Origin of the sequence: Paenibacillus sp. FSL H7-0735 (assembly GCF_038008505.1) — a bacterium.
Classification (GTDB): Bacteria; Bacillota; Bacilli; order Paenibacillales; family Paenibacillaceae; genus Paenibacillus_AQ; species Paenibacillus_AQ odorifer.
In genome coordinates, this window is the sequence record NZ_JBBOZH010000001.1 from 3,041,337 (window position 1) to 3,057,455 (window position 16,119).

At 44.6% G+C, this 16,119-nt stretch carries 18 protein-coding genes and 1 pseudogene; 14 read left to right on the plus strand and 5 right to left on the minus strand.

Annotation, left to right across the window (positions count from 1 at the left end; genetic code table 11):
* Positions 1 to 125: 125 nt before the first annotated feature.
* Both NSS82_RS13680 and NSS82_RS13685 read right to left on the minus strand, forming a co-directional pair.
* Positions 126 to 521 carry a hypothetical protein gene (locus NSS82_RS13680; RefSeq protein ID WP_076104779.1) on the minus strand — a complete coding sequence of 132 codons (396 nt, stop codon included), beginning with the start codon at positions 519 to 521 and terminating at the stop codon, positions 126 to 128.
* Between the two features lie 145 nt (positions 522 to 666).
* Positions 667 to 1,272, minus strand: coding sequence for a stalk domain-containing protein (locus NSS82_RS13685; RefSeq protein WP_178944257.1), 606 nt, complete (start codon positions 1,270 to 1,272; stop codon positions 667 to 669).
* A 236-nt stretch (positions 1,273 to 1,508) separates the two neighbouring features.
* On the opposite strand from NSS82_RS13685, the pseudogene NSS82_RS13690 reads away from it, so the two are divergent.
* From NSS82_RS13690 to NSS82_RS13705, 4 genes and pseudogenes are all read left to right on the plus strand, one after another.
* A pseudogene (locus NSS82_RS13690) lies at positions 1,509 to 2,581 on the plus strand (site-2 protease family protein).
* A 100-nt stretch (positions 2,582 to 2,681) separates the two neighbouring features.
* A complete protein-coding gene (locus NSS82_RS13695; RefSeq protein WP_036686109.1) occupies positions 2,682 to 2,894 on the plus strand; it encodes a hypothetical protein in 213 nt (70 codons plus the stop codon).
* 107 nt (positions 2,895 to 3,001) lie between these two features.
* Positions 3,002 to 3,445 carry a GNAT family N-acetyltransferase gene (locus NSS82_RS13700; protein ID WP_036686111.1) on the plus strand — a complete coding sequence of 148 codons (444 nt, stop codon included), beginning with the start codon at positions 3,002 to 3,004 and terminating at the stop codon, positions 3,443 to 3,445.
* 86 nt (positions 3,446 to 3,531) lie between these two features.
* Positions 3,532 to 3,771 (plus strand): DUF3892 domain-containing protein, encoded by a 240-nt coding sequence (locus NSS82_RS13705; RefSeq protein WP_036686113.1) that lies wholly within the window; start codon positions 3,532 to 3,534, stop codon positions 3,769 to 3,771.
* A 65-nt stretch (positions 3,772 to 3,836) separates the two neighbouring features.
* Here the strand turns inward: NSS82_RS13705 and NSS82_RS13710 are convergent, their stop codons facing one another.
* Positions 3,837 to 4,574 carry an MBL fold metallo-hydrolase gene (locus NSS82_RS13710; protein WP_076104781.1) on the minus strand — a complete coding sequence of 246 codons (738 nt, stop codon included), beginning with the start codon at positions 4,572 to 4,574 and terminating at the stop codon, positions 3,837 to 3,839.
* A 164-nt stretch (positions 4,575 to 4,738) separates the two neighbouring features.
* Here NSS82_RS13710 and NSS82_RS13715 point away from each other — a divergent pair, with 164 nt between their 5' ends.
* Together NSS82_RS13715 and NSS82_RS13720 are read left to right on the plus strand one after the other, a co-directional pair.
* A complete protein-coding gene (locus NSS82_RS13715) occupies positions 4,739 to 5,293 on the plus strand; it encodes a copper amine oxidase (RefSeq protein WP_036686116.1) in 555 nt (184 codons plus the stop codon).
* Between the two features lie 80 nt (positions 5,294 to 5,373).
* Positions 5,374 to 5,685 (plus strand): DUF1292 domain-containing protein, encoded by a 312-nt coding sequence (locus NSS82_RS13720; RefSeq protein WP_036686118.1) that lies wholly within the window; start codon positions 5,374 to 5,376, stop codon positions 5,683 to 5,685.
* 129 nt (positions 5,686 to 5,814) lie between these two features.
* On the opposite strand, the gene NSS82_RS13725 is transcribed toward NSS82_RS13720, so the two are convergent.
* On the minus strand, positions 5,815 to 7,290 hold the full coding sequence (locus tag NSS82_RS13725; RefSeq protein WP_036686120.1) for an aminotransferase class I/II-fold pyridoxal phosphate-dependent enzyme: 1,476 nt from the start codon (positions 7,288 to 7,290) through the stop codon (positions 5,815 to 5,817).
* 97 nt (positions 7,291 to 7,387) lie between these two features.
* Here NSS82_RS13725 and NSS82_RS13730 point away from each other — a divergent pair, with 97 nt between their 5' ends.
* From NSS82_RS13730 to NSS82_RS13745, 4 genes are all read left to right on the plus strand, one after another.
* Positions 7,388 to 8,677 carry an MFS transporter gene (locus tag NSS82_RS13730; RefSeq protein WP_036686122.1) on the plus strand — a complete coding sequence of 430 codons (1,290 nt, stop codon included), beginning with the start codon at positions 7,388 to 7,390 and terminating at the stop codon, positions 8,675 to 8,677.
* Positions 8,678 to 9,058: 381 nt separating this feature from the next.
* Positions 9,059 to 9,655: a hypothetical protein gene (locus NSS82_RS13735; RefSeq protein ID WP_036686566.1), complete on the plus strand. Its 597-nt coding sequence runs from the start codon at positions 9,059 to 9,061 to the stop codon at positions 9,653 to 9,655.
* Between the two features lie 261 nt (positions 9,656 to 9,916).
* Positions 9,917 to 11,332: an NADP-dependent phosphogluconate dehydrogenase gene (gndA, locus tag NSS82_RS13740; protein ID WP_038570246.1), complete on the plus strand. Its 1,416-nt coding sequence runs from the start codon at positions 9,917 to 9,919 to the stop codon at positions 11,330 to 11,332.
* Between the two features lie 144 nt (positions 11,333 to 11,476).
* Positions 11,477 to 12,025, plus strand: a complete 549-nt coding sequence (locus NSS82_RS13745; RefSeq protein WP_235219530.1) for a shikimate kinase — start codon at positions 11,477 to 11,479, stop codon at positions 12,023 to 12,025.
* A gap of 4 nt (positions 12,026 to 12,029) precedes the next feature.
* Here the strand turns inward: NSS82_RS13745 and NSS82_RS13750 are convergent, their stop codons facing one another.
* Positions 12,030 to 12,335, minus strand: a complete 306-nt coding sequence (locus NSS82_RS13750; protein WP_038570249.1) for a rhodanese-like domain-containing protein — start codon at positions 12,333 to 12,335, stop codon at positions 12,030 to 12,032.
* Positions 12,336 to 12,445: 110 nt separating this feature from the next.
* On the opposite strand from NSS82_RS13750, the gene aroA reads away from it, so the two are divergent.
* From aroA to NSS82_RS13770, 4 genes are all read left to right on the plus strand, one after another.
* Positions 12,446 to 13,738, plus strand: coding sequence for a 3-phosphoshikimate 1-carboxyvinyltransferase (gene aroA, locus NSS82_RS13755; protein ID WP_076273338.1), 1,293 nt, complete (start codon positions 12,446 to 12,448; stop codon positions 13,736 to 13,738).
* Between the two features lie 75 nt (positions 13,739 to 13,813).
* Positions 13,814 to 14,248: a CoA-binding protein gene (locus tag NSS82_RS13760; protein WP_076273337.1), complete on the plus strand. Its 435-nt coding sequence runs from the start codon at positions 13,814 to 13,816 to the stop codon at positions 14,246 to 14,248.
* Positions 14,249 to 14,646: 398 nt separating this feature from the next.
* Complete coding sequence (locus tag NSS82_RS13765) at positions 14,647 to 15,315, plus strand: hypothetical protein (RefSeq protein WP_038570261.1); 669 nt, start codon at positions 14,647 to 14,649, stop codon at positions 15,313 to 15,315.
* A 262-nt stretch (positions 15,316 to 15,577) separates the two neighbouring features.
* The gene (locus tag NSS82_RS13770; protein WP_178944159.1) at positions 15,578 to 15,721 is read left to right on the plus strand and encodes a hypothetical protein; all 144 of its coding nucleotides are present in this window, start codon (positions 15,578 to 15,580) and stop codon (positions 15,719 to 15,721) included.
* Positions 15,722 to 16,119: the final 398 nt, after the last annotated feature.

Below are 16,119 nucleotides of genomic sequence, written 5' to 3' on the forward strand. Positions count from 1 at the left end.
CTATGGTCCTTAGCCTACAACGTTCACGGCGTTTGCCTATATGTAGGAAGGTTAATTTTCAGGGATAATCACTGAGGAGGATTCGATTAGTTCTTTAATCAATACACATGCTTGTGCTGTACTTTCTAATCAGTATTATTCTTGGAGTTATTGGAATGAGCTTCAATGGAGTAGATAACTTCTTTTTTGCCAGTAAGCGGGGAGTCATTTATAAAATACAATTTGTCACCGCTCCGCTTTACGAATTTCAAAGTATCTCCTTTAAAAGGAACATCGTTATTTTCCGCGTATTCCTGATCCTTTGCTGTGAGTAGCTCCTTATACAAAAGGGTTCGCTCGCCTGTTTGGCGGTCGATTAAGGTAAGCAATCCATTCTGATTTCCACGAAGCAGTAAGATTTCTTTATCAATGCCTTCTACATAGTAAGCATCTTCCTCGCCACCCAGCTTTACAAGATCAAGAGTATCTATTACATTGCCCGTGCCGTCTTGGATGAAACGTAAGGTATTACCATCATGCAAGATTAGGTTGCCATCATAAGGTTTGAAATCCGTATCTCCTCTGAACTGGTAAGCGAATGTGGCCTTGCGTAGTAATGCACCATTTTTGAATATGAGTGTGATTTCGCGTGTATTAATATGAGGCTCTCCATAGGAATCAATAATCTTAATGACTAGCAGCCCCCCCCGCCGTTTTCTCGATCTTCATGCCTGCCCAGTCAAAGTTTGTTTGGAGTGAAGTGAGTTTTATCACCGTATCCTTGCCTTGTGAGACATATAAATCACCATTAGCCTTGACCAGCGTATAGGTACGCCCTCCATAGGATTCTGTAAAAACATTGTAGGTCTTCAGATTATCCGCTAAAAGTGTATTCGTTGTGGAGTCCAGACGGAGATGACTGCCTTCGAAAGCCTTAACGATAAAACGCGCCGGCACATATATCCCATCTTCTTTGGATTTAAAAGGTATTCCTCCTAGATCTACCGCTTTCCCGTCAAGCACGCCAGTTTGACTCCCGATTCGAACAGCAAAACTTTTAGTCCAGCCTTTGAACAGAGCACGTTTGCCGGATTTATCCCAGTCCATTTTTAAGCCAGCTTGCTCAGCGATCCCCCGAACATCTACGTAGATTACACCATTTTTGAGCAGCGCAGGTCCGCCAATGTTTCCGCCTGGAACGCCAAATTGGTAGTATACTTGCGAAGTATTAGCAAAGGAAGCTTGGGCGAGCGCAGGCGACTCCGATACAGTTAATGAAGAGTTTGCTGACACGGTGGCAGGGAGTAGAAGTGTTGAGAGCATTAAGACGGATAATCAAGCTTTGGAGTGAAAAGAGAGCATATGAACCAACCCTTTCTTTATCTGGCAGTAAAATTTATCCAAGATAGTTGGTTTGACGCTGAAACGTTTCTAAAAGTTGCATCGTATACATTCGGAAGGACTCTTTGTTGAAATACTAGCAGTTTTTTTAAAATTGAAAGATAAAGGAGCTTGTGATCTTGCCGCAAATGCAAAATGAGCAGAAAAAGAATACTTCTACTCCGCTGAAATGGTTGGGAGGCGGAGCCGCTATGCTCCTGTTAAAAGGAAAGGCGATTTTGTCTCTGCTGAAAATAGGTAAAATTGCCGGGCCGTTAATTTCCATGATGGTTTCGATAGGGGCATATGCTTTAATTTATCCGTGGGGGTTTGCCATAGGTATCGTCCTGCTTTTGCTTGTTCATGAATTGGGACATGTTATAGCCGCTAAGCGCATCGGGCTACCCGTCAGCGCTCCGCTATTTATTCCTTTTTTAGGCGCGTTAATTACTATGAAAAAACATCCGCTGGATGCGAAGACAGAAGCGTATGTAGCTTTTGGCGGACCGATTCTGGGTACTATTGGGTCTACTGCTGTTTTTGGAGCGGCATATTATATGGATAGTCCGCTTCTTTATTCCCTGGCTTATATAGGCTTTTTGCTTAATTTGATTAACCTGCTGCCAATCCATCCGCTAGACGGTGGACGTATCGCTACCGCGGTTACGCGCTGGCTGTGGCTTGTGGGTCTGGTCGGTGGCTTAGCTATAATCGTTTACTTGCGTTCGATTTTGTTCTTTATCATCTGGGCAATGTTTGCTTACGATCTGTATAACAAATTTGTGAAAAGACGTAACAACAACCGGCCGCAGTCTGTGACTAAGGGTTTCTTAATTCCAGTGGAGCCCTTGAGAGAGCGGGTTACATGATTCCAGGAGCTGAGCATCGCCGGGATTTACCTTTTACCACCTACAGTGATCTAGAGAGACAGCAGTATGTTGTGGTGAGATGGGATCAGCTGAATTATTATGGCAAAGCTACACTGCCACAGCAATGTATTATTGAAAAGGTAAGAATTTCGCAGCTGGAGCAAGTAACGTTAGAGAATGGTCTTCATTTAAAAATGCATTGTGACATCAGCTATACAGTCCATGATAATGATAAGTATTACGATGTACCAGCCAGTACACGTTGGAAATATGGGACAGCTTATTTTGTTTTAGCAGGCTTTCTGGTTGGGATGATGTATTTAGTCCATTTGGTTGGAAACGTCAATCTCTAAGAGGGCAACTGGAATGAATAGCTCCTATTGTTTATAAAGCTCCTGAATCGTCAAAGCTGTAGTGAGTATAACTGCAGCTGCGGTGAAAGGAGCTTTTTTAATGTCTAAAATTGTGAAATGGGAAGTCGGCGTTTGCCTAGTGTTACTACTGGGTGTAGTGGGATGTTCTACGGCGAAACCCACAAAAGTTATGGAAATCAATGAGATGACCAATCTGGATGGCAAATCTAAAAGTCAGTATCCTCCGTTATCACCTGTGATGAAAGACGTATATAACCGTTCGATCCCTGAAGAAGTATATTCTGTGGATTAGTCTACTGAGAGGTTACGGATTCCATATGTAGGCTTTTCTTTCTAGTCATTATTTTATATAATAGACAACTATCGTTGGCTACATAGAGAGAGGAGTTTGCAACTAACATGGCGGCAGAAATCTTACGGGTAACTACAGAGGAACAGCTTCAGATGGGGCTGGATATCCGCACTAAAGTATTTGTTGAGGAACAAAAGGTACCGGCCGAGGAAGAAATTGACGAATACGATGCCATCAGTCCGAATGCGCACCATATTCTGATTATAGATGAAGGGGTACCTGTAGCAACGGGGAGATTGATCTATTACAAAGCAGGTACTGCTAAAATGCAGCGCATCGCCGTATTGAAAGACTATCGGGTCAAAGGATACGGACGTGTCTTGTTGCTGGCTATGGAAGAGCTTGCTCGGGAGCTTGGACTGGAAGCTTCAATTTTAGATGCTCAGTGTCAGGCAGAGAATTTCTATAAGAAACTCGGCTATGAAGTTATTTCTACGGAGCCATTCTATGATGCAGGTATATTACATGTACGGATGCAAAAAATGCTTTAAAGATTGGCGCACATAATTATTGGACTCTTTACGCAAGCTAGGATGTGCCGAATGATGGCAAATCCAAGTGCAAGGGGCGAGCTAAAGTGCCAAATAACGAACGAGAATCTTTCGTAGCTGTTCAAAAAAATGGGGATGGCGATTTGACAAGCTTCCAGACCTCTACAGGACGTGTGCTGGCGTATGACCAAGCCCTGCAAGAAGTACAGGCCGGAAATATTGCCGGAGTGAACGCTTTTAAAGGTAAGGATGGAGAAACTTATATCCGCGGAGATGCGGATGGAGATCCAACTAACAATCTGGATAATTTGCCGACATTTTCATAGTTCAACACGAAAAGCCGTACATACGTCAACAGACGTTTATGTACGGCTTTTTTTATATGCAAAGATCAGAGCTTATAATTCACATGCTGCTCTAAAAATTCCATCTCTCCTGTAAGTCCGACGAAATCTGGTTGTTCATCGCTATAATGCATGAGCTTGATCCGTTCGCGAACATCTTTAGGCAGAGACATCAGCTCTTCCAGCGTAGTGTGAACAACGCCTGTTCCGCCTAATTGGCAGTCATGCAGGATGATCCGGATCCCGCGCTCCCGCACAAGGCTAATCAGTAGATCCGGCTGAAAGGTCATGTCCGCACTATAAAAAATCTCGTTATTTATTAGAAGGGAATAACTGTTTTTGCCGGGAATATGCGGTGTTTGTACGATCTCTAATGAAAGAGTAGGAGAGAGGTTGTAGGTAATTTCAGGCTGCAAGGGCTTAACTTCGAAGATATCAGATAAGGAAGATACAGCATCTTCTTGGTACAAGCCTCCCTTTAATGTATTGTTCCACAAGGGCTCTATAAGTGTCTCAGGAAGCAGCAAGGTCATTTTTTTACCGTGCACATGCTTTAAGGTTAGCGCAAGCTCTTCCAGCCCTCCAACGTGATCCGCATGAATATGTGTAATGAGCGTAGCATTTACGTCATTGAAGGATTTTCCAAGTCTATGCATGGCAAGCGGGGCTGTTATCCCGCAATCAATCAGCAGGGTGTAATTTTCATCTAGCAGCAAGCCATTGTTGTTAAAATATTTTTTCGCAAAAGCATTGCCTGTTCCTAGCATTTGTAGGCTTAGACTCATAAGAAAGAACCCTCCTGAAATCGGTTATAGCTAATGTTTCTGCTTCGAATAAGACCATAATATCATTTTTCGCAAGATCAATGAAATATTTACCTAAAATTAGCGCAACTTGCTGAAACAAAGTAAGTATATATTAACAGCATGAATTATCTGGAGGGTCTCAAATGAATAGATGGAAAAAAATCACTTTGTGCGTGTTTGCTTTTTCCTTAATGGGTGGCTCATTATTATTCGCCGATTCCGTTAATCAGAAAATTAGAGTATGGAGCAACGGAAAAGAAATTGTAGACGGCGGTTATCTAATTGATGGAAAAACGTACATTCCTGCTAGAGAAACAGGCGGGGTTGTTACTTGGGACGGTTCTGGGAAAGTTACGATTCTTAAACCTAATGTCCATATTGTACTTTTTAAAGGGGATACGGTTTTTGGCAATGTCAACGTAGGCAAGCTGAAAATTAAGATATTAACACAGGTAGATAGCCTGACTGAAGAGATTTCAGCTGTGAAAGTAGCCATGACAGATCCGTCTGGTAACGTTAAGGATATTCAGTCGCAGGTGCTTGAAGGCTCACAGAAGGATAATTTCTGGTTTCCAACCTCTGAGTTTACTTATGACTTTAAAGAAGCGGGCAAATATCGGGTGGGCTTCTATATTAAGCCATCCAAAAATGCAGATTACGTACTTGTGTCGGAGAAGGTAATTACAGCGTTAAATTAGGTGTTCTAAATTGACCTGAACTAATCTAACGTGGTACGATACCAGATGTAGGATAATACAATTCAAAGTGAGGTATTACAATGAGCGATCACAAACATGAGCATGGTGAAGCATGCGGTTGCGGGCATGATCACGACCATGAGCACGAGGAGTTTGTGCTGACCTTGACGAACGAGCAGGGCGAAGATGTGGAAATGGTGCTTGTAGAAACGTTCGACATAGGCGAGAAATTATATGCTCTGTTGTTAGAGCGCGAGAATCCAGAAGCAGACGGCATTATTCTGCGTATGGAAGAAGAAGACGAAGAAATGGTATTGTATAATATCGAAGATGAAGAAGAATGGAAAGCTGTTGAAGAAGCTTACAACAATCTGCTTGCTCAGCAAGAATAGATTCTAGCGACTAAACTTAAGCTGTTCTATGTGAATGGGACAGTTGATGCTTATATACAGAAACCCGATACTCATTATGGTATCGGGTTTTTGTATAAATGATTGAAGTTTTTTAGGAAAAGATGGATCTTAGGATATAGGATCGGCTTCAACAATCACCTTAACATTAGTGATGCTGCGGTCCTCAGGACCTTTAACCGGCAGACCGATTTCGACGTGGTCGATAATGTAGTCGATATTATCCTGAGTAATGACTTCGCCAGGGAGGAGAATCGGTATCCCCGGTGGATATACATAGATAAACTCTGCAATGATGTACCCGGCAGATTCGCGGAACGGAACTAACTGAGTGTCAGCATAAAAAGCATCTCTTGGAATCAAAGCAAGCTGCGGGATTTCTGGAACCTGAACCTTCAGTTCATAGATTTCACCCTTGCTATAATGGATGGCGGACAACACCCGCAAAGCAGCTAATAATTTATCTACTGATTCTTGAGTATCACCTGGGGTAATAAGGCAAAGAATATTATACATGTCACTCAGTTCAACTTCGATGTTGTATTTCTCACGCAGCCAGTTTTCGGTTTCGTAACCTGTGATCCCTAAATGGCGAACATGAATGTTAAGTTTGGTTGGATCTAGATCGAAAGTTGCTTCAGTTCCAAGTATTTCTTTACCAAAACTGTACAAGCCTTCGATAGTGTTAATGGTCTCGCGTGCGTAGTTGGACAATTGGATCGTTCTTTCCGCCATTTCATGTCCGTTCAGCGCGAGATTACGTCTAGATGTATCGAGAGACGCCAATAAAATATATGAGGTTGATGTTGTTGTCAGCATGCTCATAATGGTCTGCACCCGTTGTGGGTTAATCAGCCCAGTCTTCGCATTTAGATTCAGTACCGAGCTTTGCGTCATGGAACCACCAAGCTTATGCACACTAGTGGCAGCTATGTCCGCACCGGCCTGCATGGCCGATACCGGCAGATCCTCATGAAAATGAATCAGTACTCCATGTGCCTCGTCCACCAGTACGGGTACCCCGTAACGGTGAGCCAGGTCGACAATCGAACGCAGGTCGGCACATACGCCGAAGTACGTTGGATTGATAACTAGAACTCCTTTAGCGTCTGGATGACGCTTTAACGCTCGTTCCAGCGCACTGGTGGTTATGCCGTGATCTATCCCGAGATTCTCATCCTGTACAGGCGAGACGAACACAGGCTTGGCTCCGGAGAAGATAATGGCCGACATTACGGATTTATGAATGTTACGCGGCACAATTATTTTTTCACCCGGTGAGCAGACAGAGAGGATCATCGTCATGATGGCATTGCTCGTGCCCTGTACGCTAAAATACGTATAGTCGGCGCCGAAAGCCTTCGCAGCCAGCTTTTGAGCCTCCTGGATTACGCCAGTTGGCTGATGTAGATCATCAAGCGGTGCGATGTTGATTAGATCTATGGATAGAGCGTTATCGCCGATAAACTCACGGAATTCGGCATCGGTTCCTAGCCCCTTCTTATGCCCGGGAATATGAAATTGAACTGGATTGCCGGCGGCATGCTTTTTTAGAGCTGTGAAGAGGGGAGTACGGTGTTGATTCATTTAATGCTGTCACAACCTTTCGCGAATAGTTAATTTTTAAGGCAAGCATCAGTATAACAAAACAATCTTCAGAATACTAGGATTTGGATGTGATAGAATGTCCACGAAAGCTGAACAACGGATGAATATTAGTTTAGCATCACCATTTATTGTGGAGATGTGGGTAATTATTTTTTTAGTTGAATTTGTTAAAGGTTCGCTGCTTGTTGCCTTGTTGCCGGTGTATATGGAGAATATACTGGGCCTGTCGGTGACAGTAGTGGGATTCGCTTTTGCCCTACAGTATTTGGGGGACAACGTCTTCCGCAGCCCTTCAGGCTGGGTTATGGAGCGCATAGGGTTCCGCTGGACGATGACAGGTGCATTGTTGCTGATTCTAGTAGCCATTGGCTTGATAATCTATGCCAAAACGGCCGTTGCGTTATCCATCGCCTGTCTCATTCTTGGGATCGGGACATCTCCGCTTTGGCCATGTGTGATGACCGGAATTACCGAACTCGCCGGATCAACCAAAAGCGGCAGCAGTGGTGCGGCCATGGGCGCTGTTGAGATGGCCTCTCTCGCAGGAACAGGAATCGGTCCAATTGTTGTGAATTTTTTAATGGATCAGGGTGGACAGAGTTATCATGTGGCTTTTCTGGTCTTGTTAGGTTGTGCTGCCGCTGTAGTTGTAGTAGCCCTTTTCTTACCTAAACGAATCTCTTCCAGCGGGTCTCATGCTGTCGTGAGGGACATGCATGGACTTGGCGGAGCAATGGATCGTAAAAAGCTTAGTCCGATAGAAAGTATAAAAAGAACGCTGCATCAGGTGAGAACTACCCTGAAAGTCAGCAGATGGCTGTACCCAGCCTTGTTCCTACAAGCCTTCGCCATTGGCTTGATGACGCCTGTAGTTACCTTGTTTGCACGTACAGAGCTGCATGTTAGTCCCAATCAATTCAGTTTGCTCCTCATTGCAGGGGGAGGGATTACAGTTCTTGCACTTATTCCCGCAGGCAAGCTGGTGGACCGCATAGGGACAACGGTGTTTCTGAATATAGGTTTTTTGTTAGCTGCCTTTTCACTGGCCTTTTTCTCTCAGGTTCGCTGGCTGCCACTTGCCTTTATCGCGGTGGCACTGGTCGGTATAAGCTACGCGCTTATCCTCCCGGCATGGAATGCCTTTCTGGCTAAGCAAGTACCTAAGGGAGAACGAGGGACGGTCTGGGGGTTGTTCCTGACACTCCAAGGATCAGGAATGGTAGCGGGGCCAGTTTTGTCAGGAAGATTATGGGATCATGTAGGACATGGTGTCCCATTCCTGGCAAGTGCCATTGTAATGCTGCTGCTCTTCGGGCTGCATCTGCTTATTGTGCATAGAACGAAACAGAAATTTAAGACTAGCTGAGGAAAATAAAGAGCCGCTGATAACCGAAGAATGATCCGGTATATCAGCGGTTTTTTTAGAAAATTAGAAGGACATAAGATATAACGGAAGTAAGTTTCGAAGGTCTTCTGTATGACACTGTGCAGCTGAAGGACTAGAACGCCTATGCTCCAAAAGGACTAAAAGGCATTAAAATTCTCGCTCAGCGTTTGGAGAAAGGCTGTTGCGGGTAAAAATAGTCAATAAACCAAGTTACCGCTACATAAACTGAAGTATAAAATAAGATTAAGACGAACGCAAAAAGGAAGTTAACTCAAGAAGAGGTCCGGCAGCCATGATTACTCTGGAATTGAACTAATGAAGGCTGGCTTTACAGATGTGAAGCTGTTAGGGGGGAGTGCCGTGAACAAAAACGACGAGGTGGAATATTGTAACCTGGAACTGCGGTTCGACAGACAGCATATCCAGGACCTGATCAAGGATTTGATTCAAGAAGGTTATTCCCTATATTGGAGCGAGAATGAACAGGTCTTTGTGATTTCGGTCCGTACGGGTCGTAAGTTAGTGAAATTGCGGTTTCAAAGGATTAAGGACGGCTATAAGCTTGTGGGCGATTATATGATCCGTGATGCTCGCTTGTCAGAGTGGATGGAGAAATTAATTGGGGATATGCGCGGGCATGCTATCGTTAAGCGTTTCCGGGATCGGCAGATTATTATTGAAAATATTCTGTTTGGCGAAGTGATTCGCCTGGTTGAAATTTCTGGTTATCAGCAGCGTGTGTTATATCAGAAGGGACCTATGCTCACAGATGAGGAGCTGACAAGACTCTTTTATTCTATTGAAGGGGAAGAACGGGTTCGCCAGCGGAGAATTGAAGTTGATGAACAGTTGGATCGGTTAAATGATGCATTAAAGGCTGGAGATACGGTTCGCGCGGACAAATGTCGAGCTGAGCTTGCCTTTTTGACCAAGGAATTGTTTATGTTAGAATGGTAAGCAAGTGCCGGGCAAATGTTCTTTCAAGGCACCCCGTTCATCGGGGTGTCTTATATTTGTATTGGAACTTGCAGACAGGGGTTCACTTCTGACGTTAAAAACGTTAAAATAGTCATTGTGATCATTTCTTAGACTGAATTTGTCAATGAAATTGATCTCTATTCGCAGGGCAGGCTTTGCTGTCTCTGATAAAGGGTGGTATTCTTATACTGCGAGAAATGGATTTCACAAAAATATAGGGTGCAAAGGGTGGAGGACCAGATGGCAAAACAACAAATCGGCGTTATTGGCTTGGCGGTAATGGGCAAGAATTTGGCTCTAAATATCGAAAGCAAAGGTTTTTCCGTATCCGTATTCAACCGCTCCCCGGAGAAGACACATGATCTTCTTGCTGAAGCGGAAGGTAAAAACCTCGTAGGCACATTTTCTGTTGAGGAATTTGTAGCTTCGCTGGAAACACCGCGCAAAATTCTGATCATGGTTCAAGCTGGTAAAGCTACTGATGCTACCATCGAGCAACTGCTGCCGCATCTTGATCAAGGCGACATCATTATCGACGGAGGGAATGCTTACTTCCCTGATACAGTTCGTCGCAGTAAAGAGCTGGAAGAAAAAGGTTTCCGCTTTATCGGTACTGGAGTTTCTGGTGGTGAAGAAGGTGCTCTTAAAGGTCCTTCGATTATGCCAGGTGGTCAAGAAAGTGCGTATAAACTTGTAGAGCCTATCCTAACGGCAATCTCAGCCAAAGTGGACGGAGAGCCTTGCTGTACATATATCGGACCTGACGGTGCAGGACACTATGTTAAAATGGTGCACAACGGTATCGAATATGGTGATATGCAATTGATCTGTGAAGCTTATCAGTTGTTGAAAGATGTTCTAGGTCTGGATGCAAAAGAACTTCACAATATTTTCAAAGAGTGGAACAGCGGCGAGCTCGACAGCTACCTGATCGAGATCACTACTGATATCTTTGCTCAATATGACGAAGAAACCGGTAAACCTATGGTTGACGTTATCCTTGATTCCGCTGGCCAAAAGGGTACTGGTAAATGGACAAGCCAAAGCTCACTAGATCTTGGTGTACCTCTGTCCATGATTACCGAATCCGTATTCTCCCGCTTCCTGTCTGCTATGAAGGATGAGCGCGTAGAAGCAAGCAAAGTGCTTAACGGACCAGAAGCAACAACATTTGAAGGCGACAAAGCCGAATTCATCGAGAACGTGCGTAAAGCATTGTTCGCGAGCAAAATCGTATCCTACGCGCAAGGTTTCGCTCAACTTCGCGTAGCTTCCGACGAATATGGATGGGATCTGAAATATGGCGAGCTGGCTAAAATCTGGCGCGGCGGCTGCATTATCCGTTCCCGTTTCCTACAAAACATCACAGATGCTTATGAGAACAATGCAGAGCTTAAGAATCTGCTTCTTGATCCTTTCTTCAAGAATGTTATGGATAATTACCAATCTGCATGGCGTAAAGTCATTGCTTCTGCGGTAACTTTGGGTGTTCCAGTCCCTGGATTCTCCAGCGCATTGGCTTACTATGACAGCTACCGTACAGAACGTTTGCCTGCTAACTTGCTTCAGGCTCAACGTGATTACTTTGGCGCTCACACCTTCAAACGCGTGGACAAAGAAGGCGTCTTCCACCACAACTGGATGGCAGCAGAATAATCTAATTGACTGAATGACAAGCGGCCCGGACGGCTTCACCAGAAATGGGGAGCCTTTCGGGTCTTTTTTTACTGGAAGAAGCGGATTGTCTAATGTTTTGACCCTGTGTTATGATATGACAAATATCGCGGTTGGAGGATAGTCATGGCTGGGGATACAGAAGAACTAAAAACGATGAGTCAGGAAGATAAGAACAAAAACATTATTTTAGTAGGGATGATGGCGACTGGTAAGTCAACTGTTGGTGCTATTTTGGCCGAGGAGCTGGGCTATGAGCTGGTTGATTTGGATCATGTCATTATTGAGACTGAAGGCAGAAGCATTGCAGAAATCTTCGCAGAAGATGGTGAGGAATACTTTCGAAGCGTAGAAACTGCGGTTCTAAAGCAAATGCTAGAGTCTGAGAATAAATTAATATCCACTGGTGGAGGCGCGGTATTGGCGCCGGGGAATACAGCCTTAATGCTGAGTAAAGGGCATGTGGTTGCGCTAACGGCAACTGAGGAAGAGATTATTGCACGTGTTAGCGGGGATGAGAATCGTCCGCTGCTCGCCGGCAATGCAGAAGAACGGGTCAGACGAATCATGGAAGATCGCCAGGATGCATACCTATTCGCGCATTACACGGTCGATACAACGGGACTGACTGCGGCAGAAGTGTCGCAACATATTTTAATGCATTACCGCGGTTGAGCTTTTAAGAGAGTGTCTCATTCCATTCAATCATACCACCGCTGAGGTTCGCAGCGTTATAACCAAACTGCTGTAGATATTCGCAGACACGTTGGCTGCGGGCACCGGAACGGCAAATGAAGATCACTTTGGCGTCGCTTGGAATATCCTCAGTACGGTGTGGAATTTCTCCCATAGGGATATGTTGTGCACCTGGAATCATCCCAGAGGCCACCTCTTCGTCTTCGCGAACATCGATGAGTACAAGGTCTTCACCTGTCTCTATACACTGCCGTAATTCTTGCGGTGTGATTTGTGGTACATTATGCATGGGTTTGACCTCTTTTCATCAGAAGAATGGTTTAATGATAACACAAGAACAGAATACCCTGTCAAACGAGCAGTACATACCCACTACATCTACTAAGGAGAGTTTATATTATGGACGTTATTGTTAGGCCAACGCCATCTCTGCAAGGAGAATTTGGAGCCCTCTCTTCCAAAAACTATACGACACGTTATCTGCTGGTTGCGGCATTGTCTGAAGGAGTAAGTACGATTTATCATCCTGCACATAGTGAGGATAGCGACGCGATCCGTCGCTGCATAGCAGATTTGGGTGCTGTGCTTACAGAGGATGAGGAAAAGATTGTGATTCAAGGCTTCGGACGTCATCCAAAAGACGTTAAAGAACTTAATGTAGGAAATGCCGGAGCGGTGCTGCGTTTTCTTATGGCTGTGGCCGCGTTAAGTCCTGAGGTTACTTTTGTAAATACGTATCCAGACTCATTGGGCAAACGTCCGCATGACGACTTGATTGTGGCGCTGGAACAGCTAGGTGTTCAGGTGGAGCATAATGAAGGGAAATTGCCAATCACGATCCGTGGGGGTAAACCGGTTGGAGGCAGAATTACTGTCTCTGGTGCAGTAAGCTCCCAGTTCTTAAGTGCTCTATTATTCCTGACACCATTGCTTGAAGAAGATAGTGAAATTATTGTCCTCGATGATTTGAAATCGAAGGTTGTCGTGGGCCAGACCTTGGAAGTGTTGGAGCAGGCAGGTATTGTGGTGCACGCTGCGGATGATTACATGTCCTTTAAAGTTCCAGGTCGTCAAGCTTATGCAGCTAAGTCATATACTGTTCAAGGTGACTACCCAGGCTCTGCGGCAATCCTTGCGGCGGCTGCCGTTACAAAGTCGGATGTGAAAATCCGCCGTCTTGCAGAACAAAGTAAACAAGGTGAAAGAGCCATTGTTGATGTGCTGCGGATGATGGAAGTTCCTCTTACTCATGAAGAGGGCACAGTACATGTCCAAGGGAACGGTATCCTAAAAGCTGTTGAATTTGATGGAGATGCTGCAACCGATGCGGTATTGGCCATGGTGGCTGCCGCAGTATTTGCAGAAGGCACCTCCCGATTCTACAATGTTGAGAATTTGCGTTATAAGGAATGCGATCGCATTACCGATTACTTAGCAGAATTAACCCGTGCCGGAGCTAAGGTAGAAGAACGCCGCGATGAGATAATTGTTCACGGTATGCCTGAAGGTGTCGAAGGCGGAGTCACCATTAATGCGCATTATGATCACCGCGTAATTATGGCACTATCCGTAGTGGGCTTGCGTGCGCGTAAACCTCTTTTGATTAAGGATGCACATCATGTGGCAAAATCTTATCCGCAATATTTTGATCACTTGCGTGCGCTTGGTGCGAATGTGGAGTGGGTACAATAGGAATGAGGGAGCTAGCGTATCTAGCTTCAGTTAAACAAGGATCATTAAGTGTAACTATGGAAAGGGGCACTACTTATGAGCTTTGAGAATCCAAGTCGGGAGCAGATCGGAGATATCCTTGCTTCCGCAGGTAACATTGCTGTTGTCGGCTTGTCAGACAAAACAGACCGAACCTCTTATATGGTCGCGGGCGCCATGCAACGCCGGGGATATCGGATCATTCCCGTTAACCCAACGGTGGATGGTGAGATCCTGGGAGAAAAGTGTTATCACACTTTAGCAGAAATTCCGGAGCCAGTGGACATCGTCAATGTATTCCGTCGAAGCGAACACTGCGCAAAGGTCGCGCAGGAGGCTGCTGACATTGGCGCACGTGTGCTGTGGCTCCAGCAGGGTATAGTTAGCGCAGAAGCCGCTGAAATCGCCGCTGAGCACGGTATGATCGCCATTATGGACCGCTGCATCAAGGTCGAAGAAGCGATCACAATGCATGGGCGTAGCCGGCAGTAGGGTTGGTCATATACTGTTGAACTGAACACTGAGTTAAGTGTGTGGTGATTACAGTTATCGTTGACCAACGGACGTAACAAGGAACTGACGAATAACGAACTAGCTGGTGAAGAACGAACTAGCTGGTGAAGAACGGACTAACTGGTGAAGAACGAACTAGCTGTTATGAATGAGCAAAAGTGCAATAAACTAACTAGGTTTAAATTTATGACGCTGAGGTTATAGCAAACTTAGATGATGGAGATCAGCCAAAGTAAGAGGTATTGTGTAACAAAAGGTGCGATTTTTAATGTAACTCGCCTGTTGAGCTAGTTATAATGAGATTAGACGAAGAACGTCCTTTAACCGCTTTTTGCGGTGAAGGGCGTTTTTTTATTTTGTAGGGGAGGCTATAGGTTATGGAGTTTGAAGAAGCGCATGGTTTGTTTATCGACCAACATATGAAATCAAGAACAGGTGAAAGAAGAGGGAGGCTGGTTAGAGGCAATAATTTTGCGGAAAAGCTATTTTTGCAGAATGTATGGTGGCCTATGTTTGAGTCCCTAGACGATTTGCATCCAGAATACGAAGTATATGACTGGAATCGCAAATCACAATTTTTGGACTTTGCTTTTCTTCCGCAGACGGGCAGCAGCTTTGGGATCGAGTGTGATGGATATCAAAGCCATGTGAAAGATATGGACCGCGAGAAATTCAACTATTCAGTAAATCGGGACACTTTTTTGACTGGGATGGGCTGGAGGATGATTCATTTTTCTTTTGATGATATCCAGCAACGTCCCGAGGTCTGCCGGATGCTGTTGCAACTGGTGCTGGCGCCTTACTTGGCGCGTAATTTTGCTAGCGTAGCTATTTTGTCTGAGGAAAAAGAGGTTCTGCGTTTCGCTTGGCGTCTCGGTAGACCGGTTCGTCCAAAGGATGTGGCCACGCATTTCTGCATTAATTTCCGTACGGCGCGTCGATTGCTGCAATCATTAAGTGAGAAGGGGTTGCTGAAGCCGGTTAATCAGGGAGAAAGAATTCGGTATTATGAGGTGAAGGCTCTCAGACCAGATCAAATGTGGTAAGAGGATCTTTAGAGTCTGCGCAAGGGAATAATTGCACTTTGTACAACTAAATCGCCGGAATAGTTATCTAAATGCGAAATAGTTGTACTTTGTACACTTAAAACGCATCAAATATTAGATGAAGAGGGAAATCATTAAAAATAGTTGTATGAAGTGCAGTTAAAAAAGTGCTCAGAGTAACGTCGATATGAATAGTTGTACAAAGTACACTTAAACTCAGGTGGAATTCCTAACTGTGAGTTTAGGGTGTTGGAGATAGCTAATGGGGGGAGAAAAGTTCGATGTTATGAAGCGAATGCTCTGGGATCAGATCAGTTCAGACCAGACTAGACCAGACCAGACCAGACCAGATCAAATCCAATCCAATCCAATCCAATCAGGTATGCTAGGGACATCTATGGGATAGCTGCGCAAGGGAATAATTGCACTTTATACAACTAAATCGCCGAAATAGCCATCTAAATGCGAAATAGTTGTACTTTGTACACTTAAAACGCATCAAATATTAGATGAAGAGGGAAATCATTAAAAATAGTTGTATGAAGTGCAGTTAAAAAAGTGCTCAGAGTAACGTCGATATGAATAGTTGTACAAAGTACACTTAAACTCAGGTGGAATTCCTAACTGTGAGTTTAGGGTGTTGGAGCTAGCTAATGGGGGGAGAAAAGTTCGATGTTATGAAGCGAATGCTCTGGGATCAGACCAGACCAGACTAGACTAGACTAGACCAGACCAGACCAGACCAGACCAGACCAGACCAGACCAGATCAAATCCAATCCAATCCAATCAATCAAATCAGGTAT

Excerpts from the sequence above, each read along its gene's own strand:
- gndA (WP_038570246.1), top strand. The coding sequence starts at position 9,917 with ATGGCAAAACAACAAATCGGCGTTATTGGCTTGGCGGTAATGGGCAAG.
- NSS82_RS13710 (WP_076104781.1), bottom strand. The coding sequence starts at position 4,574 with ATGAGTCTAAGCCTACAAATGCTAGGAACAGGCAATGCTTTTGCGAAA.
- NSS82_RS13700 (WP_036686111.1), top strand. The coding sequence starts at position 3,002 with ATGGCGGCAGAAATCTTACGGGTAACTACAGAGGAACAGCTTCAGATG.
- aroA (WP_076273338.1), top strand. The coding sequence starts at position 12,446 with ATGGACGTTATTGTTAGGCCAACGCCATCTCTGCAAGGAGAATTTGGA.
- NSS82_RS13720 (WP_036686118.1), top strand. The coding sequence starts at position 5,374 with ATGAGCGATCACAAACATGAGCATGGTGAAGCATGCGGTTGCGGGCAT.
- NSS82_RS13750 (WP_038570249.1), bottom strand. The coding sequence starts at position 12,335 with ATGCATAATGTACCACAAATCACACCGCAAGAATTACGGCAGTGTATA.
- NSS82_RS13760 (WP_076273337.1), top strand. The coding sequence starts at position 13,814 with ATGAGCTTTGAGAATCCAAGTCGGGAGCAGATCGGAGATATCCTTGCT.
- NSS82_RS13695 (WP_036686109.1), top strand. The coding sequence starts at position 2,682 with ATGTCTAAAATTGTGAAATGGGAAGTCGGCGTTTGCCTAGTGTTACTA.
- NSS82_RS13745 (WP_235219530.1), top strand. The coding sequence starts at position 11,477 with ATGGCTGGGGATACAGAAGAACTAAAAACGATGAGTCAGGAAGATAAG.
- NSS82_RS13730 (WP_036686122.1), top strand. The coding sequence starts at position 7,388 with ATGTCCACGAAAGCTGAACAACGGATGAATATTAGTTTAGCATCACCA.
- NSS82_RS13715 (WP_036686116.1), top strand. The coding sequence starts at position 4,739 with ATGAATAGATGGAAAAAAATCACTTTGTGCGTGTTTGCTTTTTCCTTA.
- NSS82_RS13770 (WP_178944159.1), top strand. The coding sequence starts at position 15,578 with ATGGGGGGAGAAAAGTTCGATGTTATGAAGCGAATGCTCTGGGATCAG.
- NSS82_RS13765 (WP_038570261.1), top strand. The coding sequence starts at position 14,647 with ATGGAGTTTGAAGAAGCGCATGGTTTGTTTATCGACCAACATATGAAA.
- NSS82_RS13725 (WP_036686120.1), bottom strand. The coding sequence starts at position 7,290 with ATGAATCAACACCGTACTCCCCTCTTCACAGCTCTAAAAAAGCATGCC.